The organism is Streptomyces albus subsp. chlorinus, from assembly GCF_013302895.1.
GTDB lineage: Bacteria > Actinomycetota > Actinomycetes > Streptomycetales > Streptomycetaceae > Streptomyces > Streptomyces chlorinus.
The window spans coordinates 6,760,463-6,785,620 of the sequence record NZ_VJOK01000001.1; the positions used below are offsets into that span (position 1 = coordinate 6,760,463).

The window sequence follows — 25,158 nt, forward strand, 5'->3', positions numbered from 1 at the left end:
GGCGGCCTGTCCGCCGCCCAGCAGGAGGCAGAACGCGCCCAGCCGGTGCGGGGTCCGCCGCAGCACCCGTGCCGCCTCCGCCACGGTGACCAGCGACAGCCCCATCAGCAGGGCGAGGAAAGGACCGAGCAGGAGTTCGGCGCCCCGGATCACCCCGACCGCGCCGACGCCGACGAGCGCGCCGAGCCCGTACGCCCTCAGCTGGCTCGCGCCGCTGTTGCTGACGTTCTCGACCAGGTACCGGGCGCCGAGGTCGCGGTGCTCGCGAAGCCACGCGCGCACCCCGAGCACCCCGGGCCGCACGCCCGACTGGAGGCAGCCGAACCCCGCGGCCAGCGCGGCGGACGCGCCCCAGGCGAGTACGAACGCGGCGACGCTGCCCACGCGGGCCGCCACCACCATGGCCGGGACGAGCGCGACGCCCCACACCAGGTCGTTGGCGAACGCCTTCCGCCCGGTGCCCGCGGCGAAGAACGCGAACCGCCAGGCGTCCTGGAGCAGCAGCCCCGGAAGGACGAGACCGAGGCAGGCGAACGCGGTCCCCACCCGCCCGCCGAGAGCCGTCCCGGCCACCAGGCACCCCGCGCCGAGCGCCGTCCCGACGCCGAGCGCGGTGCCCGACGCACGGGCCGCCGCCGTGCGCCAGGACGCGTCCGGCACGCCGCTGAAGCGCACCATGAGCGGGTCCGTGGCCAGTCCGCGGGAGACGTTGAGCACCACGCCGTAGGTCACCCAGGCCAGGCTGAACGCGCCGAACGCGGCCAGCCCGAGCGAGCGTGCCACGTAGATGCCCACCGCGAAGTTGGTCATGCTGGAGGCCGCCTGGTCGGCCAGCCCCCACGACAGCCGGCCGACGACGGCCCGCCTGGCGGCCGTCCGGGCGGGCGCGGCCCCGGCCGCCGCCGCCGTCGTCTTCCCGCCTCCGGTGGCCATCCGCGTCATTCCTTGATGAGCCCGGCGCCGCGCAGGGCGTCGGCCGCGACGGCGACGGTGTCGAACGGCAGCCCGGACCGCTCCGCGATGTCCAGCAGGCTGTGCTCGCCGTCGGAGAGATTGAGCACCCAGAGCATGGCCATTTGGGCCTGCTGGGTGTCGCTGCGCCCGCCGAGTGCGTCGTACAGCCCGCGCCGGCCCAGCTGCGGCTCGCCGTAGGGACTGAGGTTGAGGCAGCGCCGGTCGCGGTCGAGAACGGCGAACGCCTCGCGGCAGACGGCGAGCGTGTCCGCCATCGCCTCCGGGGAGACGAAGTCCAGGCTGTCCGCCGAGGTGTGGTACTCCGGGTAGCCGGCGTACGGGGTCCGGGTGAGCGAGCCCACGCCCAGATCGAACCCGGGCGAGCAGAACTGCCGCTCGTCGTAGCCGTACGGAGTGAACTTTGTGATGCGGTGCGGGCGTCCGGAGGCGGCCAGCACGTAGCGCAGCACCCGGTCGATCTCCGCGTCGCCGCGCCTGCTCTGCTTGTACGTCAGGCTGCCCGGGTCGCCGGCGCAGGCCAGCACCAGCCCGTGCTTGACCCTTCCCCCACGCACCCGTTCCTTGTTGCGGGCCAGCCAGGTGATCGCCCCGATGGTGCCGGGCGCGAAGAGGAACCGGTAGGTGTAGTACGGCGTCTGCTCCGCCAGCGCCTGGGCCAGGAACGTCGCCACCGCGATGCCGGCCAGGTTGTCGTTGGCCAGCGACGGGTGGCAGACGTGGCAGGAGACGAGCACCTCGTCGGGGACCTGCCCGGGGACCACGTGCTCGGCGTAGGTGAGGTGGCCGTCCGCGAGGGTGGAGTCGATGCGCACCTCGTACTCGCCGTCGGGCAGCGCGTCCAGGGTTTCCTGGGCCAGGCAGAACCCCCAGTCCCGCTTGTAGTAGCTGGTGCGGTACGGCACCCAGGACGGGTGGTCCGGCAGGGTGTGCAGGTGCGCACGCAGCTCGGACAGGGGCATGGTGGCCGACACCGGCACGCTGTAGCCGAGCACGTGCAGGCTGGACTCCGCGAAGTCGACGACGCGGTTGCCGGCGGGGTCGGCGATGTACGCGTCCCGGATGTTCCACTCCTGCGGCACCGTCCAGTCGAGCACCCGCGTCCCGGTCGGCACCTCGTGCACCTGCAGCGGAAGGTACTCGTCGACGATCCGCAAGGTGGCGCGCACACCGTCTCCGGTGATGCTCCGGCACAGCGGGTAGAGCCGCTCCACCAGCGCGTACATCTGCTCGCCGGCCCCGGTCACCGGCGCCACCGCAGGGTGTCGTCCACGGCACCGGTCTCGGACGCCGCGCGCAGCACGGCCAGCCGGGTGAAGCGCTGCTCGAAGTCCTCCCGGGTCAGCCCGTGTGTCCGGTAGGCGTCGGCGAGTTCGAGCGCGCCCTGCTTCACCGTCCACGCGCAGTCGAAACCGGGTATCGCGGCGCGGAACCGGGAGAAGTCCACCCGGTAGGAGCGCGGGTCGGCACCCGTCTCCCCGGTGATCACCACCCGGGATCCGGGCACCGCCTCCGCGACCTGCCCGGCGATCTCGGCGACCGTGACGTTGTTGGTCTCGCTGCCGATGTTGAAGGCGCGGGCGTGCACCGCCTCGCGCGGGGCGGCCAGCGCGGCCGTGAAGGCCCGCGCGATGTCGGCGGCGTGCACCAGCGGGCGCCAGGGGGTGCCGTCGGAGAGCACCCGCACCTCGCCGGACAGCAGCGCGTGGCCCACCAGATTGTTCAGCACGATGTCGGCGCGCAGCCGGGGCGAGTGGCCGAAGGCGGTGGCGTTCCGCAGGAAGACCGGGCTGAAGTCGCCGTCGGCCAGCGCGTGCAGGTCGTCCTCCACCCGCACCTTGGACTCCGCGTACGGCGTCACGGGGCGCAGCGGCGCGTCCTCGCCCACCAGATCGTCACCGCCGGCGGCACCGTAGACCGAGCAGGTCGACGCGTACAGGAAGCGCCGCACCCCGGCGTCGCGGGCCAGCCGGGCCAGCCGTACGGACGCGTGGTGGTTGATCTCGTAGGTGAGGTCCGGGGCCAGCGCTCCCAGCGGGTCGTTGGAGAGCGCGGCCAGGTGGATCACGGCGTCCACCCCGGCCACGTGGTCGGCGGTGACATCGCGCAGATCCACCTGGTGCCCCGGCGGGTCGGCGGGTGCCGGGCCGAGGACGCAGCCGGCGAACAGGCCGGCGTCGAGGCCGACGACCTCGTGCCCGGCGGCGGCGAGGACCGGGGCCATGACGGTGCCCAGGTATCCCTGGTGACCGGTGAGCAGTACGCGCAAGGTGTCAACCCCCCAGGTTGAGCGTGAGTTTGGTGACGGCGAACGCCTCGGCGTAGCCCTCGTGGCATTCGATGCCGCGGATCCGCGCGAGGCCGAGAAAGGCCTCACGGTCGTACCAGGGCCGGTGCCGCTGCGAGGGGTAGTGCTCCCGCAGCAGCCGCACCTTCTCTTCGGCGGTCTGCGGCGTGAGCGGCTGGTAGGCCGCCATACGGCCGAGGTCGCCGTCCCATTTGACGATCTCGTAGCCGAGGACCAGGTGGTCGCGGAAGGCGGTGGGTATCAGCCGCGCCAGGCCGCGGTGGTCCTGGTGCGCGTCCTCGGTGCGCGGGGCCAGGACCAGCTCCGGGTCGGTGTGCGCACGCAGTTCCTCGACCGCGGCCTTGGCCTCTTCCCAGCGCGCGGGCAGCCGGCCGTCCGGCAGTTCGCGCACGGTCAGCCGCAGGTCGGCGCCCGGACAGAAAGCGGCGAGCGCGGCCCGCTCCTCCCGCTCCCGCTCGCTGCCGGCGCCGGAGAGCACCAGCGCGTCGACACGGATACCCGGCCGTGCGCGGCAGAGCGTCAGCAGGGTGCCGCCGGCGCCGATGGCGAGGTCGTCGCAGTGCGCGCCCACCGCGACGATCCGGTCCGGGCGCCCGGCCCCGAGCCGGATCACGCGCCCACCCCGGCGCTGTCCTCCCACACGGCCCACGGGCGGTCGCCCCGGGCGTAGGCGGCATCCAGCGCGGCCCGCTCCTTCACGGTGTCGGTCGGCTTCCAGAAGCCGCGGTGCCGGTGCGCCACCAGCCGGCCGCGCTTGGCCAGCTGGGCGCACCCGTCGCCCACCAGGTCCCCGTTCTCCGGGATGTGGTCGAAGACCTCCTGGCGGAGCACGAAGTAGCCGCCGTTCTCCCACAGCGGCAGCTCGCTGACCGCGGTGATGCCGCCCACCAGGCCGTCCTCGGCCAGGTCCACGCAGTGGAAGGAGGACTGCGGCGGCACCACCATCATCGACGCGCCCGCGTCCCGCCGGGCGAACTGGTCGATCATCTGCGGCAGCGGCGCGTCGGTGAGCACGTCGGCGTAGTTGGCGAGGAACATCTCGTCGCCGTTCAGGTGCTGCCGCACCCGGCGCAGCCGCTCTCCGATCGGTGACTCGATGCCGGTCTGCACGAACGTGATCGTCCAGCCGGCGATGTCGGTGGACAGCAGCTCGGTCCGCCCGCCTCGCAGTACGAAGTCGTTGGACGCCGTCTCCTCGTAGGTGAGGAAGAAGTCCTTGATGTGGTGCGCCCCGTACCCCAGGCACAGGATGAACTCCGTGTGCCCGAAGTGCGCGTAGTAGCGCATGACGTGCCAGATCAGCGGACGCGGGCCGACCATCGCCATCGGCTTGGGGAGGTCGTCGGACGCCCCGCTGCGCATCCGCAGCCCGTAACCGCCGCAGAACAGTACGACCTTCATGGCTTGACCTCGACAATGCTCAGTTCCGGGATGGGAAAGACCAGCCGGCCGCCCCAGGCGTGCACGAAGGAGAGCTGCTCGACCAGTTCGGCCCGCAGGTTCCAGGGGAGGACCAGGACGTAGTCCGGTCTGTCGGCGGCTATCCGCTCGGGCGGCAGGACCGGGACGCGGGTGCCCGGGGTGAACCTGCCGTGCTTGTAGGGGTTGCGGTCGACCGTGTAGGGGAGCAGGTCGGGCCGGATGCCGCAGTGGTTGAGCAGGGTGTTGCCCTTGCCCGGGGCGCCGTAGCCCACGACCGTCTCGCCGCGCTCGGCCGCCTCGATGAGGAACCGCAGCAGGTCCCGGCGCACCTTGGCCACCCGGGCGGAGAACTCGGTGTACCCGGACAGCTCCCGCAGCCCGGCGGCCTTCTCCCGGTCGAGCACCTCGGCCACCCGGCGGGACGCCTCGCCGGCCGCCTCGGCAGGGCGGGCCCACAGCCGGATCGAGCCGCCGTGCGTGGGCAGCGGCTCGACGTCCACGAGCGCGAGCCCGCCGCTGGCGAGGGCCCGGATCGCGGAGGCGACCGTGTAGTACTGGAAGTGCTCGTGGTAGATCGTGTCGTACTGGTTCTGCTCGATCAGGGTCAGCAGGTGCTGCACCTCGATGGAGACCCAGCCGTCGTCGGCGACCAGGGCACGCAGCCCCCGGGTGAACCCGACCACGTCGGGGATGTGCGCGTACACGTTGTTGGCCACGACCAGGTCGGCCGGGCCGTGCTCCTCGCGGACGGCCGTGCCGGTCGCCGGGGTCAGGAACTGAGTGAGCGTGGGCACGCCCGCCTCCCGCGCCGCGGCCCCGACGTTCACCGACGGCTCGATGCCGAGGCAGCGGATCCCCCGGTCCACCAGGTGCCGCAGCAGATAGCCGTCGTTGCTCGCCACCTCGACCACGAAGGCTTCCCTCTCCGCGGGGCCGAGGCCCAACTGCCGGACGGCGTCGCCGACGAAGGTCCGCGCGTGCTCCACCCAGGAGGTCGAGTACGAGGAGAAATACGCGTACTCCTCGAACGTCTCCTCCGGCGTGATCAGCACAGGGAGCTGCGCGAGCCAGCAGTCGGTGCAGACCCGCAGGTGCAGCGGGTACGCCGGTTCCGGCTGGTCCAGTTGGTCCGCGGACAGAAAGCTCTCACACGGCGGCGTCGCCCCGAGATCGACGACGCTCGCCATCGCCTCCGAGCCGCAGAGCCGGCATTGTGTCATGTAGTGCCCCCCAAAGATTCCGTCCGCCCCGCGAGCGCGGAGCGGTACCCCTCCACCAGGCGCTCCAGCCCGACGGCCGGACTGAAGCCCTGCTCGTAACGGCGCCGGGCCGCCCGGCCCATCTCCCGGTTGCGGTCGGGCCGGGCGGTGATCCGCCGCAGGCACGCCGCGAGCGAGGCGGCCTCGCCCGGCCGGTGCAGCAGCCCGGTCACTCCGTCCTCGACGAGTTCGGCGAAGGCGCCGTGCCCCGCGGCGACAGCCGGGACCCCCGCCGCCATCGCCTCCACGACCACCAGCCCGAACGCCTCCAGCCATGTCGAGGGAGCCACCACGGCGACCGACCGCGCGAGGGCCTGCCGGCACTCCGCCCCTCCGTACAGTCCGGCGTAGCGCACGTCCTCGCGGCCCGCCGCCCACGCGGCCACCTCGGACTCCAGCGGCCCCGCTCCCGCGATGACGAGCGGCACGCCCACACCGCCGCTCGCCGCGACCTCGTCCCACGCGGCCATCAGCAGCCGCACGCCCTTGGCCTCGGCGAGCCGGCCGAGGAAGAGCAGGTGCGTGCCGGGGCCCGACCGGCGGGCGTCCGGGTCGGGCACGAAGTTGTGCTTCACCACCAGCCGCTCGGCGGGCATTCCGGCCCCCACCAGCACGTCGCGCTGCGCCGCGGAGATGCAGAAGAACCGCTCCACGCCGGACCACCACCGCCGCCGGTTGGCCGACAGACTCACCGCGAGGGGCACCGTCGCCAGCCGGGAGCCGCGGTAGCAGCCGTGCCGGACGGCGGGCAGCGGCGCCGTCCCGACGCACTCGGTGCACGGCCGGCCGTCCCGCTGGAGGGTGCCGGGCGGGCAGACCTGGGTGTAGTTGTGCAGCGTGGCGACGGCGGGCACGCCCGCGTCGGCGCAGGCGGCCAGCACGGCGGGCGACAGCAGCGGGAAGACGTTGTGGAGGTGCACCACGTCGGGGCGCGAGGTGCGCAGCCGGGCCGCCAGCTGTGAGCGGACCGCCGGGTTCCACGGCACCAGCAGCGGCACCGCGGCCTTGCCCAGCGGGGACATGCCGGCGATGTCGTCGCTGCGCCGCTCGAAGACCTCGACCCGGTGCCCGGCCGCGCGCAGCAGCCCCACCTCCTGGTCGACGACCTTGTTCTCCCCGCTCGGCTGCGCCGAGGCGTAGCGGTTGTGCACCACCAGGACACGCATGCGTGAGGTCACCTCCGCTCCTGAGTCCGTCGTGGAAGCTGTCGTCGGGGGACCGCGGACGCCGGAAGGGGCGTGGCGGTGGCGGGGGCGGCCAGCAGCGAGGCGGCCACGGCCAGGTGCAGCAGATACGGCGAGGCGTCGCCGAGCCCGGCCTCGGTGTACGACGCGATCGCGCAGTAGCTGATCAGGAAGATCGCGCAGGCCCTCGGCAGCGACGGCGGCCGCAGCAGCGCCACGCCACCGAGCACGAGGAAGACCGCCGCGACGAGGGCGACACCGCTCCAGCCCTGCTCGTGGTAGACGGCCAGCCAGCTGTTGTCGATCGGCAGCCCGCCGAAGGACTTGTCGCCCAGGCCCACCCCGAACACCTTCTCCGAGGTCGTCCGGGGGGCCGCCAGCAGGGCGTCCCAGACCTTGGCCCGGCCGGTGAGGCTGGTGAGGTGCTCCTGGCTCTGTCCGCGCAGGAACCAGGCCCGCAGCGCGGAGGCGAACCCCACGGCGGCGACCGCGGCGACCAGCGCGGCCCAGGCGAAGAAGCGGCGCGCGGCGGCACTGGTGAGCACGAGCGAGCCGATCGCCGGCGTCAGCCCGATGAGCAGGCCGAGCGTGGCCGTCCGGGTGTGGGTCAGCGCGAGCAGGACGAGCGAGGGGACGAGGACGACGGCCGCACCGGCCTTGTCGGTCCGGCGGCCCAGGACGAGGAGCACGGTGAGCCCGCTGATCACCGCGGCGTACTGTCCGATCTGCGGCGGGGTGAGCGGCCACAGCGCGCCGACCAGCCGCCCGCCGTACAGCTCGGGCATGGCCGTGCCCGGGGAGACGACCGCGCCTGCGGCGACCGACCCCAGCACCGCGAAGTACGTCCGGACGTGGTGCCTCACGAAGGTCAGGCCGCCGTCCCACCAGCGGGTGAGCAGCCACAGCGTGCCGACGAACAGAGCCAGCCGGACGCAGCGGAACAGGGCGCCGAACCCGGACTCCAGGTGCAGGCTGGACAGGACGCTCGGCACCAGCAGCAGGGTGAGCAGGAAGACGAGGGCGCCGGCCCGGACGCGCAGCCGGAGATTGAGCACCAGCGCCAGCGCGAACGCGCCGGCCAGCGCGCCCATGGTGACCATCTGGATGAGGGAGCGGGGGAGCGGGACGAGGGTCTTCGCCCCCGCGGAACCGAGCGTGTTGAGGACCAGCAGCCCCCACACGATCCCGACCGCCCTCGGCGTGGCGGCGGGCTGCGGTTCGGTTCCGGGTGGCGTGCCCGCCGTCTCCGCTCCGCCCGGCACCCCGCCGCGCCGCAGCTCCTCGCTCATCTCAACCACCGGCCCGCGGGTCGAGGGTGCTGTCCGCGTCCTGCTGGTAGGGCGTGCCGCGCCACTGCCCGAAGTCGAGCACCCGGCTCGGGTCGTGGGCGACGAACTCCCACGGCCCGAGGTAGACGTTGTCGTGCCAGCGGTTGCGCTGGTCGTGGGTGATCGCCTCGGCCACCCGCTCGCCCTGGTACGGCGACCAGTCCGGATAGGTGCCGTAGTTGGCCAGCACCGCCATGCGGCCGCACTTGACCGTGCACTTGACGGCGGACTTGTCCAGGACGAAGCGGTTGTCGTGGATGTCCACCCGCTGGGTCTTCCACCGGCAGTCGGAGTAGAGCGGCGCCGTGGCGATCGCCGGCCGCGCGCAGCGGCCGGCGTCCCGCACCAGCAGTGTGCAGTCGCCCAAGGAGGTGTTGGCCGGGCTGTTGCAGAACCGGTCGGCGTTCTCCCACAGGGTGATCCCGGACCAGTTGTTCTCCAGCACGTTCCGGTAGACCTCGATCTTGTCCGTGCGGGCTCTCACCCGTGGTTCGCCGCCGGACTCGGACAGGTAGAGCGTCGCGAACGGGAAGCTGTCGCCCCGGTCGGCGTACCGGCGGCCCTCGACCCGGTTGTTCCGCCGGATCGTGTTCTTGCGGATGACCGCGTTGTAGCTCGTCTCATAGATCAGCGCGGCGCCGTCGTTGGCGTCGAGCACGTTCTCCTCGATGCGGAAGTCGTTGTTGTTGGTGTCCGCCCACAACCCGGCCCCGCGGTTGTCGTGCACCCAGTTGCCGCGTACGTCGGCGCCGTCGACGGCCCAGAACTTCACGCCTGCGGTGCAGCCGCAGCCCTTCCGCCGCCGCTCCCAGTCGCCGGTGTTGTTGCCCGCGATCTCGTTGCCCTCGACCACCAGGTCGCGGAGGGGGCCGCCGTCCTTGTAGGCGTTCATGCCGTACTGCCCGTTGCCGCGCAGGCAGCTGGCGCGGACCCGCTGGCGCGAGCCGGCCATCAGCCCGGCGCCCGAGTTGTGCTGGATCGTCGCGTGCTCGACCAGCCACCCGTCGGCCGAGTCGTGGTTGACCACGCCCTCGTTGTGCGGCGCGACGAACCTCTGCACGGTCAGATGGCGGATGGTGACGTCGCGGGCACCGCCGCCGAACGCGTACTGGTTGGTCCGCCGGCCGTCGAGCACCGCGCCCGGCGCGCCGAGGTAGCGGTTCCCCTTCTTGGGCACGACCTGGGAGTAGCGGTCCGCCTTCAGCCGGTGCCTGCCCGGCCGGAGCCAGAACGTGGTGTGCGCGGGGCTGCTCCGGGTCTTCGCGGCCAGGTCACCGACCACCGCGGGATCGACCGTCACCGCGCCCGCCGGCGCCTTCACGGGTCCCGCCGCCGGCTGGGCGCACACCCGGGCCACGGACCGGGCCGCGGTCGGGGAGGGCGCCGCGCTCGGTTCCCCCGGGGCGCCCGGCGTGCCCACACAGCCGGCCACCCCCAGCAGGGCCAGCGCCAACGCCACCACCGCTAACGCCCGGTTCCGCCTCCTGATCCCCACGCGCCCCCCTAGCCGTGGAACCTGAGTACGGTGGTGAACCCCTCCGCGCCGCCGGCGAATCCGGTGCCGACCAGCGTGGTGCTGGGCTCCTTGCGTCCGAAGCCGGGGGAGTACCAGCCCAGCACGGGGTATCCCCCGCTCGAAGGGTGCGGGGAAGGGGCGGTCTCGCCGCGATGCGCCCGCCAGCGCAACCGTCCGGGCAGGTCGAGGACGGCGGACCGCTCCTCGCCGTCCCGGGTCCAGGTGAGCCGCGCCCGGTGCTCCACCAGGTCCGCCGTGATCGCCGGCCCGAGGTGGAACGCCAGCCGCGCGGCCCGGCGCGGGCCGCGCACCTCGTCCACCACGCGCAGCTCCCGGCGCCCGGCGGTCAGCTCCACCCGGCGGCGGTGCACGGTGCCCTGGTAGCCGTCGTGCTCGGCGCACCAGCGGGCCGTGCCCTCGTCGGGGACGTCCGCGAGCAGCACCCGGGTGCGGGCGTGCCGTGTCCACAGGAACGGGCCGCCGGAGAGGGACTGGTCGCGGTCGTCGAGCTGCAGGGTGTTGTGGCCGAGGGTCGAGCGGAAGTACCGCCGCCACTCGCGCTGCCCGTGGTAGCAGTAGGTCCCCGGATCCGCGAGGACGTCGACGCCGTCGTGCCGGACCTCCACGGACAGCGCGTCCGCGTGGGCGTGCGCGGCGATGGACCCGAAGCCGTGCGGACCCCCGTCGCAGCGGCACCAGATGCCCTCCGGACCGCGCAGGATGGTCATGCCCGCGTCCGCGAAGTGGTCCGGCCGCCGTGCCGGGCGGGCCACGGCCGGTGCGGTTCCGCTCCTGGCGCCGGTTCCCCTCACGGAGTCGGGCCCTCGCTCCGAGCGCGCTCCCTGCGCGGGGGCGGGTCGTCCCTGCTCCGGGCCCGGTCCTTGGTCCGGGTCCGGGCCGTGCTCCGGGCCCGGTCCCCGCCTCGCGTACGGCCGGACGAGTGCGGCCAGCAGCGGGGTGCGCACATCCGTGGCGGTCACGGCCGGCCACCAGGCGAGCCGGCCGAACACGGCGTCCCCCGTGGAAAGCAGCGAGGCCCAGCGGTCGGTGCCCGCGCCGTCCAGGACCAGACCGTACCCGTCGTCCGCGTCCCCCTGGCGCGGTGGTCGCAGCCGGCTGTCCACGACGGCCGCGAGCGCGTCGGTCATGCGCAGCAGTACGAGGCGGACCGTCGCGGGGACCGGCACACCGGCGGCGTCCGCCTCGGCGACCGCGGCCAGGCCCAGCTCCAGGACGAGCCCGTGGTATTCGGTGGCCATCTCCCGGTTGAGGCCCGAGGGGAAGGTGTTGGCGCGCAGTTGCCGCTCCAGCGACCGCAGCGCGGCGGACCGCCAACGCGCCGAGGAGGGGAACCAGTCGAACGCGCAGGCCGCGGCGGACTGCCCGGCGGCCTCCGCGATGACATGGTTGTTCGCCGACGAGCCCCGGCTGGGGAAGGCGGCCAGCCAGCGCTGGTGGTGCCATATCTGGTGCAGCGCCACCGGGTTGTCCTCGAACAGTCCGGCCGCGCCCGGCCAGCCGTCCAGCAGCCGGCGGATCCACACCCACGACAGCAGCCGGATGCCCAGCTCGATGCCGCTGATCCAGTGCACGCCGCGCAGCGGTGGGTTGGCCGCCCACCACGACCGCAGGTGCTCGGCCACCCGCTCGGCGTACCGCTCGTTCCCGGTGACCGCGTAGGCCGCGGCGAGCCGGGTGAGGTGCTGGTGCCGGGAGGGCTCCCAGATCTGCTTGATGTCTCCGACCGCCTCCTCGTCCCGGTACGGCACGTCGAAGGCGTAACCCCACGGGGCCCGGCGGCCGGTCCTCGGGTCGTAGGACCAGTCCGGGTCGGCCATGTCGTCGCGCTCCACCCCGAAGTACACGGCGTGCCCGGCCATCAGCCGGTCCGCCTCGGCGACGAGACGTTTCACGGCGTCCGGCGGCACCGCCTCCAGCGCCCCGGCGGGCAGGACGGCGGTGAACCGGGCGCCGGCCACGCGTGGGCACCGCGGCCGCGCCGACCGCCACCGCCGCCTGCGCACCGCGTCGCCCACCCGGCCCGCGACCTCCCCCGGTTCCATCCGGGACAGCCGCCGCAGGTACCAGCCCGTACTGGTCGGACCCGCGGTCATCGCACCCCCGCCAGTGTCACCGGCGCACCGCAGGCAAGACCGGCCGGCACGGCGAGGGTGGCCGCCGTGGTGGCGGCCAGCGACCTGAGCGGCACCGGCATCGGCCCGCCGCTCCGCACGGCCTTGACGAACGCGGCCAGCTCGGCGTTCTGCCCCTTGTTCCGGGCCTTGGGCAGCCGCGGACCGACCCACCGCTTGCGGCGGCCGTCGTAGACAGTGGCGCGGACGAAGTCGTCGAGCCGCAGCGCCTTGCCGTCCGCGACCAGGTCCAGGGTCTCCTTGGGGAAGGCGGCCGGGCCGGTGGTGACGTAGCCGATGGTGGCGGTGGAGCCGTCCGGGTAGCGCAGCACGATCTGGAGGTCCTCGTTGCCGGACGGGGCGACCGCGTACACCGAGACCGGGTCGGCCCCCAGCAGCCAGCTCGCCGTGTCGATGAAGTGCCCGCCCTCGCCGGCGAACCGCGAGCCCTCGGTGGCCTGGCGCAGGTACCAGCTGCCGTGGTCGAGGCGGCCCGCGTTGACCAGGTAGCGGAGGCTCGCCGGGCCGGTCCTGGCGCCGAAGACCTGCCGGGCTTCCCGCAGCAGCGGCGCGAACCGCCGGTTGAAGCCCACCTGCAGCCGGTCGTTGCCGGACTCCTCCACCGCCGCGAGGACGCCGGCCAGCTCCTCCTCGGTGAGGGCCAGCGGCTTCTCCACGAACACGGCCTTGCCGGCCAGCAGTGCCTTGCGGGTCAGTTCGGCGTGCGAGCTGTGCCGGGTGACCACGAAGACCGCGTCGATGGACGAGTCGCCGAGCACGGCGTCGAGATCGGTGGTCGCCCGGGAGAAGCCGAACTTCCGCTGCGCGTTGGCTCCCGAGAGCGCCGTCGTGGTGACGACCGTGGACAGCTCGACCCCGTCGCGCTGTGCCAGGTGCGGCAGCAGCATCGATGTCGCGTAGTTCCCCGCGCCGGCGAACGCGAGCCGCACCGGCGTCCTGGCTGCCCTGGCCGGGACGGACACCCCGCCGCCACCCCGCCGCACGGCGGGCACGGACACCACCGGGGGCTCCGCGCCCGGGGCCTCCCCGCCGGGCGCGGGATACCGGAACAGCACGGCCACGGCCTTCATCTCGCCGTCCTTGAGGCGCTGGTAGGTCCCGACGGCGTCGTCGAAGTCCGCGATGTGGGAGATCAGCGGTTCGACGTCGACGCTGCCGCGGGCGAGGAGGTCGAGGAAGCAGGCGAGATTGCGGCGCTCGGTCCACCGCACGTGGCCGACCGGGTAGTCGCGCCCCTCCAGCTCGTACTCCGGGTCGTAGCGCCCGGGGCCGTAACTGCGGGAGAACCGGACGTCCAGCTCCTTCTCGTAGTAGGCGTTCCACGGCAGGTCCAGGCGGCACTTGCCGATGTCGACGACCCGGCCGCGGTCCCGGCTCAGCCGGGCGGCCAGCTCGACGGGCTGGTTGCTGTCGCCGCCCGCGGCCAGATACACCTGGTCCACGCCCAGGCCGCCGGTGAGGCGGGCGACGGCCGTCTCCACGGCCGCGGAGGCGGGATCGCCGCAGGAGGCGGCGCCCAGGCGCTCGGCCAGCTCGCAGCGCACCGGGTCGGGGTCGGCGCCGACGACGCGGACCCCGGAGGCGGTGAGGAGCCGCGCCACCAGCTGTCCGATCAGGCCGAGGCCGATGACCAGCGCCACCTCACCGAGCTGCGGCCGGCCCTGCCGGACGCCCTGCAGCGCGATCGAGCCGACGGTGCCGAAGGCCGCGTGCCGCGGTGCGAGGCCGTCCGGCACCTGGGCGTAGAGGTTCTTCGGCACCCAGTTCAGCTCGGCGTGCAAGGCGTGCTCGTTGCCGGCGCAGGCCACGAGGTCGCCCGCCTTCACGTCGTCGATCCCGGCGCCGACCTGCTCGACCACCCCGCACAGCGAGTAGCCCAGCGGCGTGTAGGAGTCCAGTTTGCCCATCACCTTGCGGTAGGTGGCGGGCACTCCGTTGGTGGCCACGCTCCGCATGACCTTGGCCACCTGGTCGGGACGGGAGCGGGCCTTGCCCACCATCGACATCCCGGCCTCGGACACCTTCATCAGCTCGGTACCGGTGGAGATCAGCGAGTAGGTGCTCCGCACCAGTACGCCGCCGGGCTTGCACCCGGGCGCCGGCACGTCGAGCAGCGCCAGTTCGCCGCTCTTGTAGTTCTGCACAACCTGTTTCACCCGAAGTCCTCTTGTCTCTACGCCGTGATCGGTGAGTTCCGGCCGGACCCGCAGGTCGCGCCGCGATACCAGTACTCGAGGGTCAGCACGTGCCACAGATGCTTGGAGTAGTCCCGCTGCCCGGCCGCGTCCTCGGCCACGAGCCGCGCCAGCGCGTCGCGGCGCAGGAACCCGGAACGCACCAGCTCGCCGTCCTCGGCCACCTCGCGCACCAGCGGTGCCAGGTCCCGGCTCATCCAGGCCCGCAGCGGAGCGCTGAAGAGGCCCTTGGGCCGGTAGACGATCTCCCGGGGCAGGACCGAGGCGGCCGCCTCCTTGAGGACGGCCTTGCCCTGCCGCCCGACGATCTTGCGATCGCCGGGCACGGCGAACGCCGCCTTCACCACCTCGACGTCCACGTACGGCACCCGCACCTCGGTCGACGCGGCCATGCTCGACCGGTCCGTATAGGCGAGGTTGAGGCCCGGCAGGAACATCCGGGCGTCGCCCAGGCACATGCGGTTGACGAAGTCGTCCAGGTCGTTGTCCTGGTAGATGTCCGCGTGCTCGCCCAGCACGTCCTCGACCGCCGGGGCCAGGTCCGGATCGAGCAGGGCGAGCAGCTCCGCCCGGTCGTACATGGTGTAACTGCGCCGGAACGCCGTCTCCTCCGGCAGCTCCGCGAAGGAGAGGAACCGCTTCGCGAAGCGCACCGACCGGAACCCGCGCCGGGAGGTGGCGACCGGCAGCCGGTCCACGGCCCGGGACAGGCCGCGCCGCAGCGGCCCGGGGACGCGCTGGTAGCGCAGCGCGAGCAGATTGGCCAGGTGCTTGCGGTACCCGGCGAACAGCTCGTCGGCGCCCATCCCCGAGAGCATCACCTTGACCCCGGCCTCCCGCGCCGCCGAGCAGATCAGGAAGGTGTTGATCGCGGCCGGGTCACCGATCGGCTCGTCCAGGTGGTACGTCATCCGCGGCAGCAGGTCCAGCACGTCGGGAGCGATCTCGATCTCGTGCAGGTCGACGCCGAACCGCTCGGCCACCTGCCGCGCGTAGCGCAGGTCGTCGGGCATCGCCTCGAACCTGGCGTCCTGGGCGCGGAACCCGATCGTGTACGCGGAGATCCCGGGCCGGTGGCGGGCCGCCAGCGCGGTCAGATAGCTGGAGTCCAGGCCGCCCGAGAGGAAGGCCGCCACCGGTACGTCGGAGAGCAGGTGCCGCCGGGTCGACTCCTCGATGAGGGCCGCCAGATCGGGGAGTTCGCCGCTGCGGGCCCGCTCCCGGCCCTCGGCGGCGACGTCCCTCAGCTTCCAGTACCGGCCGCGCTCCACCCGGCCGTCGGGACGGCACCGCAGCCAGCTCCCCGGCGGCAGCTTCTCCGCCTCGCGGAACGCGCAGCGCGAGTCCGGCACCCAGTAGTACAGCAGCGAGGCCACCAGTGCCGCGTGGTCCACCCGCAGCGACCCACCGGCCACCGCGGCGAGCGCCTTCAGCTCGGAGGCGAACACCAGGCCCTCGCCGCGCCGCAGCAGGAACAGCGGCTTGATGCCGAGCTGGTCGCGGGCCAGCACCAGCTCGCCGGTCCGCTCGTCGAAGACGGCGAACGCGAACATGCCGCGCAGCCGGGGCAGGCAGTCGGTGCCCCAGCGCCGCCAGCACTCCAGCAGCACCTCGGTGTCGGAGGTGCCGCGGAAGCGCACCCCGGCTGCCGCCAGTTCGGCACGCAGCTCGGGCGCGTTGTACAGCTCGCCGTTGTACGTCAGGCAGAGGCCGCCGGAGGCCATCGGCTGGGCGCCGGCCTGGGACAGGTCGATGACGGCCAGCCTGCGGTGCCCGAGGTGCACTTCGCCGTCCCCGGCCGGGTGGCTGTAGCGGCCCGCCCCGTCCGGGCCGCGGTGGGCCAGGAGACCGGTGAGCCGGTCGGCCACGGCTTCTCCGTCCGGCCATCGGTAAGCGCCTGCGATGCCACACATGTCCTACCGCGCCTCCTGGTCGTTGTCCGGGCCCTGTTGTACGGCCCACATCGGCAGCCGCTCCGCCGGCAGCCGGCCCTCTCCCACTGCCTGAACGGTGTGGGAGGTACCCCGGCCGTTCCGCCGGGCCGGCTGCTCGCCCCGGCCGCGCGGGGCGGGCGGGCCGTCCCAGAGCGTGCCGTCGGTCCGGTCCCGTGGATCGGGGTCGACCAGCACGACGCCGAGCACCGCAATGTTCTGGTCCGCGAGCTGCCGCGCCACGGTGTGCAGCCACGCGGCGCTGCCGCTCCCGGCACGCACGACGAGCACGGTCCTGCTGCCGAGGTACCGCAGGTCGGTCCACGCCGTGCCGGGCGCGACCGAGCCGACGCCGATCCGGCGCACCGGGGAGGCGACGGTCCCGGCCTGCTCGACGCCGACCACGTCCGGGCCCTCCGGCTGCCGGCTCAGGCCGGCGAGACGCGGGCCGGGCAGCCCGTCGACGACCACCACCGGCCCGTCCTGTGCCAGTGCTTCCGCGAGACGCAGGGCGAGCACGCCGGTGGTGCGCGCACAGCCCAGTTCCAGCAGCGACACCCCGTCCGCGCAGCCGCGCACGGTGCGGGCCAGGGTCGCGGTGAGCCGCTCGTGCGCCACCCGGGCCCGCCGGTGCCGCCACGGCCCGGCCGTCCGGCGGGGCGCGCGGCGCAGTTCCGCGATGACCGAGGCGCCCAGGTCCGCCGCGACCTCCCGGCGCAGCACCGGGCGGTCCGCCACCACCGCGCCGACCGCGGCCACCGCGAGCCCGAGCACGAGTCCGAGGACGCACCCGATCGCCGCGTCGGTGACAGCGGTCCTGGCCAGGGAGTGCCGCACCGCGCGGGGCGCGTCCACGATCTGCGTCCCGGCGACGAGTTCGGGCGCACCGGTGCGCGCATCCGCTGCGCGCTGGTCGAAGTCGGCGATCCTCGAGGTGAGTTCGGCCCGCCGGGCGAAGAGCGACTCGACGCCGGCCGACGCTTCCGGGCCGCGTCCGGGCGAGCGGCCCGAGATGGCCTTGTTGACCTCGGTGAGTTCGTCCCGCATCCGGTCACGCTGGTCGAGCAGCGCCTTCGCCTCGGCTTTCGCGGTCTGCCGCATCCGCCTCACATGGTCCGCGACGAACGCGTCGGCCAGCGCCCGGGCCCGGGCCACCGCCTGCGCGTCGCTGCCGCCCGTCACCTCGATCTGGAGCAGGTTGTTGGTCAGGCCGGTGCCCCGGTAGTCCGCCATGAAGTCCTCGGGTTCCTCTGTGGACCCGAGGGACCGCAGGGCCTTGCCGGCGATGCGCGTGGTGCCCAGCAGCGCGACATCGGTGCGGATCAGCGTTCCGGTGTCGTTGGGCTGGTCCTCCTTGTGTGTGACCAGCACCTTGGTCACCGCGGTCGGCGGGGGCGGCAGCAGGACCGCCACCGCCGCCCCGGCCAGCAGCCCCAGCAGCGCCATGGCGCACCACAGGCGCCGCCGCCTGCGCACCGCGACCACCAGCGCCCGCAGGTCCAGCAGGGGAGTGGGGGCCGGCGTCTGGGCGGTCGTGCTCGTCGTCACGATGGACCTCCCGTCGCCCGGCCGCCGGCCGCGAGCGCCGGGGCGGCGTCCTGCCTGGGCGAGCCGGCGGCCCGCGCCGGACCGGCCTCGACCTGGCCGGCGACGACCACGCCGACGACCTCGTGCCCGCCGTCCGCACACGCCCCCGCGACACCGGCCAGCTCCTCCGCCGTCCACCTGCCCGCGCTGACGACGACCAGGGCACCGGACTCGGTACCGCGGTCCGGCACCACCGGCCGCGGCACCGGAACACCCACCACCCGCAGCACGGGGCACGCCCCGTTCGCCAAGGTGGGGGAAGGAGCACTCCCGGCCTCGGCGGCGAGGTGCCCGGCGGCCCGGCGGGCGATCTCGTCGCCGTCCGGTACGACGACGAGCAACCGCCGGGCGGCCGGCGCCTGGTCCCGGAGGCGGGCGCACACCCGCCGGTAGCGGATCCGCCTGCCGGCCTCGTCGCCGGACCTCGGCGGCGGCGGCACGTCCCACCGCACATCGACACCCAGCAGCCGGCGCAGCCGGGCCCCCGGGCCGCGTCCGTCGGGGCCTCGCGCGCGCCGTTCGCCGGGCACGTCGACGGTGCCCAGCACCACCGAACCCAGCGCCGTGGCGATCTCCGGTTCGGCGCGCAGGCGGCGGTTCACCCGTGCGGCGACCAGATGGCCGACGACCGCGAGCAGGAAGGACAGCAGCGCCCCGGAGAGGACGAGCTGCACCCGCGTCGGCGGCGCCTCCCCGGTCGGCCGGGCCGCGGGCCCCATGACGACCGGGCCGGCCTTCTCGCCCGCCGGGTCGGCCTGGTCCAGCTTCTTCATGGACTCTTCCAGCGAGGTGCGCAGCTTCTCCAGCGTGGTGCGGGCCTGCACGCTCTCCACCGTCCGCCCCGGATCGGCCGCGTCGGCCAGTTCGGTGATGCGGCGGTTGGTCTCCGCCACCTTCTTGCGCAGCGTCTCCTGGCCCGTGACGGCTTCGGGGTCGGTGGTGCCGCCCGCGATCCGCGTGGCGAAGGCGACGAACTGCTGGGCCACCAGGTCGGACAGCCGCTGTGCGCGCTCAGGGGTCGTCGCCGTCCCCGAGACGCGGATGATGTTCCCGTCGGAGGCATCGGCGCTCACCCTGTCCCGCAGCTCGCCGCCGCTGACGTCCGGCCGGCCGAGTGCGGCGGCGGCGCGGTCCAGCACCGCCGAACTGGTCGCGATCTGCGCCTGGGTCAGCAGCTCGCGCTCCTCCCACTGCCCCGGCAGCAGAACCGACGCCGACGCCGTGTAGCGAGGCGGGAACAGCACCGAGGCGCCGTAGCCGACGAGCGCGCCCACCACGGTGAGGACGGCCAGCAGCCGCCAGCGCCGGCGGAGGATCCGTCCGATCGTGACCAGGCGTATGGTGTCATCGCTCAACGGCGGGGCCTCCTCCCCGGCCGGACCGGGGCGCCCTCCGCCACGGGCGCGCGGCCGCGGCAGGCGGCGGCGTAGGCGGCGAGCAGCGCCCGCTGGGAGTTCCGCCAGGAGAGCTGCCCGCCGATCCGCTCCTGGCCGATCCTGCCCATCCGGGCCCGCTTGCCGGGATCGTCCAGCAACACCGCGATGAGCTTCGCGAACTGCGCCTCGTCGTTGGCGGGCGCGTAGACGGCGGCGTCACCGGCGGAGACCCGCGCCTCCTTCAGGTCGAACGAGACGATCGGCCGGCCCATCGCCATGTACTCCAGGACCTTGTTCATGGTCGACACGTCGTTGAGCGGATTGCGCGGGTCGGGGGAGAGGCACACGTCCGCGGTGGACAGGTAGCGCACCAGGTCGGCGTCCGGTACGCGCCCGGTGAACCGCACCTGGTCACGCAGCCCGAGCCGCCGCGACAGCTCCACCATCGCGTCGAAGGCGTCACCGGAGCCGACGAACACCGCGTGCCAGTCGGTACGCCCGACCTCGTCACGCAGCTTCGCGAGGGCGCGCAGGGCGTAGTCGACGCCGTCCTGCGGGCCCATGACGCCGAGGTAGCACAGCAGATGGGGCTTGCCCCGCTTCAGCTCCGGCTCCGGCGGCACCGGTTGGAACCGCTCGATCGCGGGCGCGCTGCGCACCACGAAGACGTCCTCGGCGCGTTTGCCGCCCCGGCGCGTCGCGACGTCCCGGTAGCTCTCGTTCGTGGCGAGCACGACGTCCGCCGCCCGGTAGGTCAGCCGCTCCAGCGCGCACACGGCACGGTGGAGCAGGTCCTCACCCCGGCCGAACCGGGAGAGGTACAGCTCGGGCACCAGGTCGTGCTGGTCGAAGACGAACCGCGCGCCGCGCCGCTTGAGCCACAGTGCCGGCAGGAACAGCAGGTCGGGCGGGTTGCAGGCGTGGACCACATCAACCGGGCCGACCCTGCGGGCCAGCCGGGCCGTGTGCCACAACGCCGAGCCGTACTCCCGCAGATAGCCGGCCGGCCCTCCGGTGGCCGCGCGCAACGGGTAGCGGTGGATCCGCACCCCGTCGATCTCCGCCTCCGGCTCCGTGTCCCGCTTGGTCCCGCGGGGGCAGATGACGTGCACCGTCCATCCCGCGTCGCGCAGCGTCGTGCACTCCTGCCACACCCGCCGGTCGAACGGCACCGACAGGTTCTCCACCAGGATCAGCGCGCGCCGCCCCGGCCGCCCGCCGCCCGCCGCGTCACCAGGCAAGGCCCACATACCCCGGCTCGGCCCGGCGCGCCTCGGCGTCGGGAAGGCGGACGAGGTCGATCAGCACCGGGCCGCCGCCATGGGGCAGCGCCGCGAGCACGCCGGGATCCCTGGTGCCGATCAGGCACACCTCGGCGTGTTCGAGGACCTCGTCCACGGAGTCCGCGAGCAGTTGCGTCAGGTGCGGCAGCCGGGTCTCGATGTACTCCCGGTTCGCGCCGAGCAGCCGGGAGAGGCTCACGTTCGCGTCGTAGATCTTCAGGTCGTACCCCTTGCCGAAGAGCCTCTCCGCCAGCTCGACGAGCGGGCTCTCACGGAGGTCGTCGGTGCCGGGTTTGAAGGACAGCCCCAGCAGGCCCGCCCGGCGTTTGCCGGTGCGCTCGACCAGCTCCACCGCGCGCTGCAGATGCGCGGAGTTGGACGGCAGCACGTGGGCGAGGATGGGCACCGAGACATCGGCCCGCTGCGCCGCGTGGACCAGGCTGCGCAGGTCCTTGGGCAGGCACGAGCCGCCGAAGGCGAAGCCGGGCCGCAGATAGGCGGAGCTGATGTTCAGCTTGCGGTCGGCCAGGAACACGTCCATCACCTGGTGCGAGTCCACCCCGAGCGCCTGGCACACCGCGCCCAGCTCGTTCGCGAAGCCGATCTTGAGGCCGTGGAACGCGTTGTCCGCGTACTTGATCGCCTCGGCCGTCGGGACCGGCACCCGGAAGACCTCACCGGGCAGTCCGTCGTACAGCGCCCTCACCGCGTCACCGCTCGCCGCGTCCAGCTCCCCGATGACGGTCTTGGGCGGGTCGAAGAAGTCCCGCACGCTGGTGCCCTCGCGCAGGAACTCCGGGTTGACCGCGACCCCGACGTCCACCCCGGCCGTCCCGCCGACGTACTTCTCCAGGATCGGCACCAGCAGGTTCAGGCAGGTGCCCGGCAGCATGGTGCTGCGGAACACGACGGTGTGCCGCCCGCCCCGCTCGGCCAGCGCCGCGCCGATCTGCTCGGTGACCCGCTCCAGATACGCGGTGCACAGGCTGCCGTTGGGCTCCGACGGCGTGCCCACGCAGACCAGCGACACCTGGCTGTCCGCGAGCGCCTCCCGGACGTCACCGGTGGCCCGTAACGCCCCGGTCCGCACCACCTCGGTGATCAGCTCGCCGATCCGCTCCTCCACCACCGGGGCCCTGCCCTCGTTGACCAGGTCGACCTTCACCTGGTTCACGTCCACCCCGACGACCTCGTGCCCCATGCCGGCCAGGCACGCGGCCGACACACAGCCCACGTAGCCGAGCCCGAAAACGCTGACCCTCATGACCCGTCCCTCCCCCCGGGCAGGCCCTTGTGGCCTGCCGCCCCTGCTCCGGCCGGACGACGATCTCCGCGCATCAATAGGCCCCCTGTCCCTGGAGCACCGCCCGCAGCGTCTTCCACAAGATCACCGTGTCCAGGGCGAGCGACCAGTCCTCCACGTACCGCAGGTCCAGGCGGACCGCCTCCTCCCACGGCAGATCGCTGCGTCCGCTGATCTGCCACAGGCCCGTGAGCCCTGGCTTGACCAGCAGGCGCCGCCGGATGTCCGGACCGTAGGCGGCGGACTCCTCCGGCAGCGGAGGCCGCGGACCCACCAGCGACATGGACCCGGTGAGTACGTTGAAGAGCTGCGGCAGTTCGTCGAGCGAATAGCGGCGCAGCACGGCTCCCACCCGGGTCACCCTGGGGTCCCGGCGGAGCTTGAACAGCAGACCTGCGCCCTCGTTGCGGTCGGCCAGTTCGGCGCGCGCCCGGTCGGCCCCGGCGACCATGGTGCGGAACTTGAAGAGGGTGAACTCGCGGCCGCCCTTGCCGACCCTGCGCTGGCGGTAGAACGCCCCGCCCCGGCTGTCGGCCAGCACGAGCAGCCCGACCAGCACCATCAGCGGCGCGAACAGCACCAGCAGGATCGCCGCGCCCAACCGGTCGACCACCTCCTTGACCGCCCGGCGGACCCCGGTGAAGGCGGGCATGCTGACCCGCAGCAGCGGTATCCCGAGCACCGCGTCGACATGCAGCCGCGGTCCTGCCACCTCCATCAGCACGGGGGCCACCACCATCTCCGCCTCGCTGCCCTCCAGATTCCAGGCCAGCCGCTGCAACTGCTCCGGTGACCAGTGCGGGTCCGGTGTGACCGCGACGACGCGGTAGCCGTCGCGGCGCACGTGCCCGGCCAGGTCGGCCAGCCGGCCGACGACCGGCACCCCGTCCAGCTGGTCGCCGTCGAGTCCGCGGCCGTCCGGCGTGCACACCGCCTCCACCCGCCAGCCCAGGTGCGGGAACTTGCGGACCCGGGTGATCAGGTCCCGCACGGTGCCCGGGCTCCCGGCGGCGAGCACCGGTCTCAGACACCGCCCTTCCTTCCGCTGCCTGTGCAGCCGAAGGCGCAGCAGATAGCGCGCGGTCATGGTGATGAGTGCGATCGCGGGGATCGCGACGAAGATCCAGAGCTTGATGTTGCGCGAGGTGAGGGCGATCCCGCCGAGCGCCAGCACCACGGCCGCCATGAACAGCGAGCGCCCGAGCCGGCGGAACTCCTCGGCGCCCTGGCCCAGCACGGCCGGCACCCACGCCCGGCTCACCGCCAGCGCGCCCAGCACCAGCAGTTCGGTGCCGATCGCGAGAATGCCCCACTTCTCATGCCAGTTGGCCGCGTCACGGGCCCCGAAGAAGATGCCTGTCGCCGCCACCACGAAGGCGGTGACCAGGGTGTCACTGGTGATCACGGTACGGCGGTACCGCTGCTCCCAGTCGTTCGCGGTGCGGTTCATCGCCCTGTCCGCCAGACGTTTGTCCGCCGACGGTAACGGGCTGACTAACCCCCCCTTTTGCACGGCACCCCCCGTACCGGAAGTGGTGCGACATGTGCGCCCAGCACTGTTCCTCCCCCCGGGGAGGCCCCCGCCCCCCGCAGCGTTCCTCCCCACGGGGGGCCTCCGCCCCCGCGCCGCGCTGTTCCTCCCCGGCGGAACGCCCACGCCCCCCGCGCACGACATCCCGGATCCGCCGACGCCACGTGGACAGCCCACCCCGGCGGCAGGGCATGCGCATGCCCCGCCGGTTCTCCCAAGGTGCTCGCACCCGTCGAAACCCCGGTGCTCCCCGCACCCGAGGCCCCTCCGGGCTCCGAGAAGCGATCACGCCACGTGTGGTGACCGGGGTGTGACCGCTGGCTGTTCGTAGCGCTGGACCTGAAGATCAATGGTGGTCGCTTCGGGCCCGAACGGCTGAAGCACGGTCAATCTAGACCATCGGGACCGGTATGAAGAGAGTATGTGTGGAATTTGTGCCCAAGCTTTGGGAGTTGTTTCATCGAATGATGACCATCCGCGGACGCCCCGGCACCGCCCGGCACCCCGACGGCCCACCCGTCGCGGCGGTGACCCCCGCCGTTCGCGCAGTACGGAGGGCTGATCCGCGCGCCATACGGTGACCCCGGCCCAGGCACGGGGGAAGAGGCACGGGCGGGCCAGCCGGTGATCACCACTCGGACCGACCTGCTCGATCCTGTGCGGCTCACACGCCGCCCCGCCCCCAGAGCGCCGGGTCCGAGCCGCGCGTCGCGCCCCTGCTGAGGCGGCAGTCAGCCGTCCCGAGGGGGCGTTCCGGGGTCACCGGGCCGTCTCGTCGAGTGACAGCACTCCGCGGCTGACGCAGGGTCCGACCGACTGAGCACGCACCACTACGGCAGCTGTCGGACGCGAGTGCGACACTCACCGTTCCATGACGACAACACCGCGCTGGACCGACGACCTGTTCCCCTTCCCGACCCCGCCCGCACTCGCCACGGTGATCGATGTCGCCTGGGAGGAGGGATTCCTCGAGACGGACCTGTACGAGGAGGGCCTGTACGACGCGTTCCGTGTGCAGACCAGCTCCGCCCTGCCGTTCGACCTGTGTGAGGCACCCCTCGCGCCCCAGGGGTGGGAGGACTGCTACGCGGGGGAGGTGTTCCGTCGGCACCACGTACCGTTCATGTCAGTACCGGAACTTCTCCCCTTCGCGGACCTGGGCAACGGCACCTGCGTCGGATGGGTGGTCCCCGCGCCGGAGCTCGGGCGCACCGACCATCCCGTGGCCTCCTTCGGCCACAAGGACCCGGGCATCATAGGCCGGAACACCCTGGACGGCCTCACCTTCCTGCTCGCCCTCGCCCTGCGCAACGGGGGAGAGCGCCGCCGCGCCCAGGTGGCACGGCTGTCCGCCGTGCTCGGCGTCCATCCCACCCCGGACCACGGGGTGGGCCCCGACGGCGGCGACGTGGAGGTTCCGCTCGATCTGGCGACGCCGGCCGGCTGGCGCCACGAGCCCGACCCGTCCGGCACCGGCATCGGCGTCCTCGCACCGGATGACGCCTTCGCCGGCGAGTACCCGGCCTTCACCGGGGAGACGGACACCATCCTGGCCGACGCCTCCCGGATGCTCGACGCGGGCCACCCTGCGAGCGCCCTTCTGGGGCTCACCGCCGCCTACCACGAGGACGAGCAGCGCCTTCCCGCACTCCACCCCCTGTGGGCCCGCGCCTACGACGATCTCGGCCGTACGCTGCTCCGCGATCGTCTCGACGCCATGCTGGAGGACCATCGACGCCGGAGTGCGCTCCACCGCGGCTGAGTTCGATGTTCCGTGGGACGGGAGGGAGAGCCCTCAAGGTCACTCTCC

18 protein-coding genes are annotated in these 25,158 nt (G+C 73.4%); 1 reads left to right on the forward strand and 17 read right to left on the reverse strand.

Annotation, left to right across the window (positions count from 1 at the left end; genetic code table 11):
* From FM076_RS29310 to FM076_RS29390, 17 genes are all read right to left on the reverse strand, one after another.
* Positions 1–942: hypothetical protein (locus FM076_RS29310; protein ID WP_173873867.1), on the reverse strand; the 942-nt coding region annotated here is incomplete at its 3' end.
* Positions 939–2,228, reverse strand: coding sequence for a DUF4910 domain-containing protein (locus FM076_RS29315; RefSeq protein ID WP_173873868.1), 1,290 nt, complete (start codon positions 2,226–2,228; stop codon positions 939–941). The genes FM076_RS29310 and FM076_RS29315, both read right to left, overlap by 4 nt.
* Positions 2,216–3,241: an NAD-dependent epimerase/dehydratase family protein gene (locus tag FM076_RS29320; RefSeq protein ID WP_173873869.1), complete on the reverse strand. Its 1,026-nt coding sequence runs from the start codon at positions 3,239–3,241 to the stop codon at positions 2,216–2,218. Before FM076_RS29320 ends, FM076_RS29315 begins: the two co-directional genes overlap by 13 nt.
* Before the next feature lie 4 nt (positions 3,242–3,245).
* Positions 3,246–3,893: a PIG-L family deacetylase gene (locus tag FM076_RS29325; protein WP_173873870.1), complete on the reverse strand. Its 648-nt coding sequence runs from the start codon at positions 3,891–3,893 to the stop codon at positions 3,246–3,248.
* Positions 3,890–4,681 carry a glucose-1-phosphate cytidylyltransferase gene (locus FM076_RS29330; protein ID WP_173873871.1) on the reverse strand — a complete coding sequence of 264 codons (792 nt, stop codon included), beginning with the start codon at positions 4,679–4,681 and terminating at the stop codon, positions 3,890–3,892. Before FM076_RS29330 ends, FM076_RS29325 begins: the two co-directional genes overlap by 4 nt.
* Positions 4,678–5,922, reverse strand: coding sequence for a class I SAM-dependent methyltransferase (locus FM076_RS29335; protein ID WP_173873872.1), 1,245 nt, complete (start codon positions 5,920–5,922; stop codon positions 4,678–4,680). The genes FM076_RS29330 and FM076_RS29335 overlap by 4 nt, the downstream gene beginning before the upstream one ends.
* A complete protein-coding gene (locus tag FM076_RS29340; protein ID WP_173875090.1) occupies positions 5,919–7,127 on the reverse strand; it encodes a glycosyltransferase in 1,209 nt (402 codons plus the stop codon). Before FM076_RS29340 ends, FM076_RS29335 begins: the two co-directional genes overlap by 4 nt.
* A gap of 8 nt (positions 7,128–7,135) precedes the next feature.
* Positions 7,136–8,434 (reverse strand): O-antigen ligase domain-containing protein, encoded by a 1,299-nt coding sequence (locus FM076_RS29345; RefSeq protein ID WP_173873873.1) that lies wholly within the window; start codon positions 8,432–8,434, stop codon positions 7,136–7,138.
* A gap of 1 nt (position 8,435) precedes the next feature.
* Entirely contained in the window at positions 8,436–9,968 is a 1,533-nt protein-coding gene (locus FM076_RS29350; RefSeq protein WP_173873874.1) for a right-handed parallel beta-helix repeat-containing protein, read from the reverse strand.
* An 8-nt stretch (positions 9,969–9,976) separates the two neighbouring features.
* Positions 9,977–12,103 (reverse strand): alginate lyase family protein, encoded by a 2,127-nt coding sequence (locus FM076_RS29355; RefSeq protein WP_173873875.1) that lies wholly within the window; start codon positions 12,101–12,103, stop codon positions 9,977–9,979.
* A complete protein-coding gene (locus FM076_RS29360) occupies positions 12,100–14,298 on the reverse strand; it encodes a Gfo/Idh/MocA family oxidoreductase (protein WP_173873876.1) in 2,199 nt (732 codons plus the stop codon). The genes FM076_RS29355 and FM076_RS29360 overlap by 4 nt, the downstream gene beginning before the upstream one ends.
* A gap of 17 nt (positions 14,299–14,315) precedes the next feature.
* The gene (gene asnB, locus FM076_RS29365) at positions 14,316–16,250 is read right to left on the reverse strand and encodes an asparagine synthase (glutamine-hydrolyzing) (protein WP_173873877.1); all 1,935 of its coding nucleotides are present in this window, start codon (positions 16,248–16,250) and stop codon (positions 14,316–14,318) included.
* A 3-nt stretch (positions 16,251–16,253) separates the two neighbouring features.
* Positions 16,254–17,816 (reverse strand): Wzz/FepE/Etk N-terminal domain-containing protein, encoded by a 1,563-nt coding sequence (locus FM076_RS29370; protein WP_173873878.1) that lies wholly within the window; start codon positions 17,814–17,816, stop codon positions 16,254–16,256.
* A complete protein-coding gene (locus FM076_RS29375; RefSeq protein WP_173873879.1) occupies positions 17,813–19,210 on the reverse strand; it encodes a Wzz/FepE/Etk N-terminal domain-containing protein in 1,398 nt (465 codons plus the stop codon). The genes FM076_RS29370 and FM076_RS29375 overlap by 4 nt, the downstream gene beginning before the upstream one ends.
* Entirely contained in the window at positions 19,207–20,481 is a 1,275-nt protein-coding gene (locus FM076_RS29380) for a glycosyltransferase family 4 protein (RefSeq protein ID WP_173873880.1), read from the reverse strand. Before FM076_RS29380 ends, FM076_RS29375 begins: the two co-directional genes overlap by 4 nt.
* Entirely contained in the window at positions 20,462–21,778 is a 1,317-nt protein-coding gene (locus FM076_RS29385) for a nucleotide sugar dehydrogenase (RefSeq protein ID WP_173873881.1), read from the reverse strand. Before FM076_RS29385 ends, FM076_RS29380 begins: the two co-directional genes overlap by 20 nt.
* 73 nt (positions 21,779–21,851) lie before the next feature.
* Positions 21,852–23,330 carry an exopolysaccharide biosynthesis polyprenyl glycosylphosphotransferase gene (locus tag FM076_RS29390; RefSeq protein WP_173873882.1) on the reverse strand — a complete coding sequence of 493 codons (1,479 nt, stop codon included), beginning with the start codon at positions 23,328–23,330 and terminating at the stop codon, positions 21,852–21,854.
* An 889-nt stretch (positions 23,331–24,219) separates the two neighbouring features.
* On the opposite strand from FM076_RS29390, the gene FM076_RS29395 reads away from it, so the two are divergent.
* A complete protein-coding gene (locus FM076_RS29395; protein ID WP_173873883.1) occupies positions 24,220–25,110 on the forward strand; it encodes a hypothetical protein in 891 nt (296 codons plus the stop codon).
* Positions 25,111–25,158 lie beyond the last annotated feature (48 nt).

Bases quoted from the DNA above. Each gene is read 5' to 3' on its own strand.
- FM076_RS29330 (WP_173873871.1), bottom strand. From the start codon at position 4,681: ATGAAGGTCGTACTGTTCTGCGGCGGTTACGGGCTGCGGATGCGCAGC.
- FM076_RS29335 (WP_173873872.1), bottom strand. From the start codon at position 5,922: ATGACACAATGCCGGCTCTGCGGCTCGGAGGCGATGGCGAGCGTCGTC.
- FM076_RS29340 (WP_173875090.1), bottom strand. From the start codon at position 7,127: ATGCGTGTCCTGGTGGTGCACAACCGCTACGCCTCGGCGCAGCCGAGC.
- FM076_RS29345 (WP_173873873.1), bottom strand. From the start codon at position 8,434: ATGAGCGAGGAGCTGCGGCGCGGCGGGGTGCCGGGCGGAGCGGAGACG.
- FM076_RS29355 (WP_173873875.1), bottom strand. From the start codon at position 12,103: ATGACCGCGGGTCCGACCAGTACGGGCTGGTACCTGCGGCGGCTGTCC.
- asnB (WP_173873877.1), bottom strand. From the start codon at position 16,250: ATGTGTGGCATCGCAGGCGCTTACCGATGGCCGGACGGAGAAGCCGTG.
- FM076_RS29380 (WP_173873880.1), bottom strand. From the start codon at position 20,481: ATGTGGGCCTTGCCTGGTGACGCGGCGGGCGGCGGGCGGCCGGGGCGG.
- FM076_RS29385 (WP_173873881.1), bottom strand. From the start codon at position 21,778: ATGAGGGTCAGCGTTTTCGGGCTCGGCTACGTGGGCTGTGTGTCGGCC.
- FM076_RS29395 (WP_173873883.1), top strand. From the start codon at position 24,220: ATGACGACAACACCGCGCTGGACCGACGACCTGTTCCCCTTCCCGACC.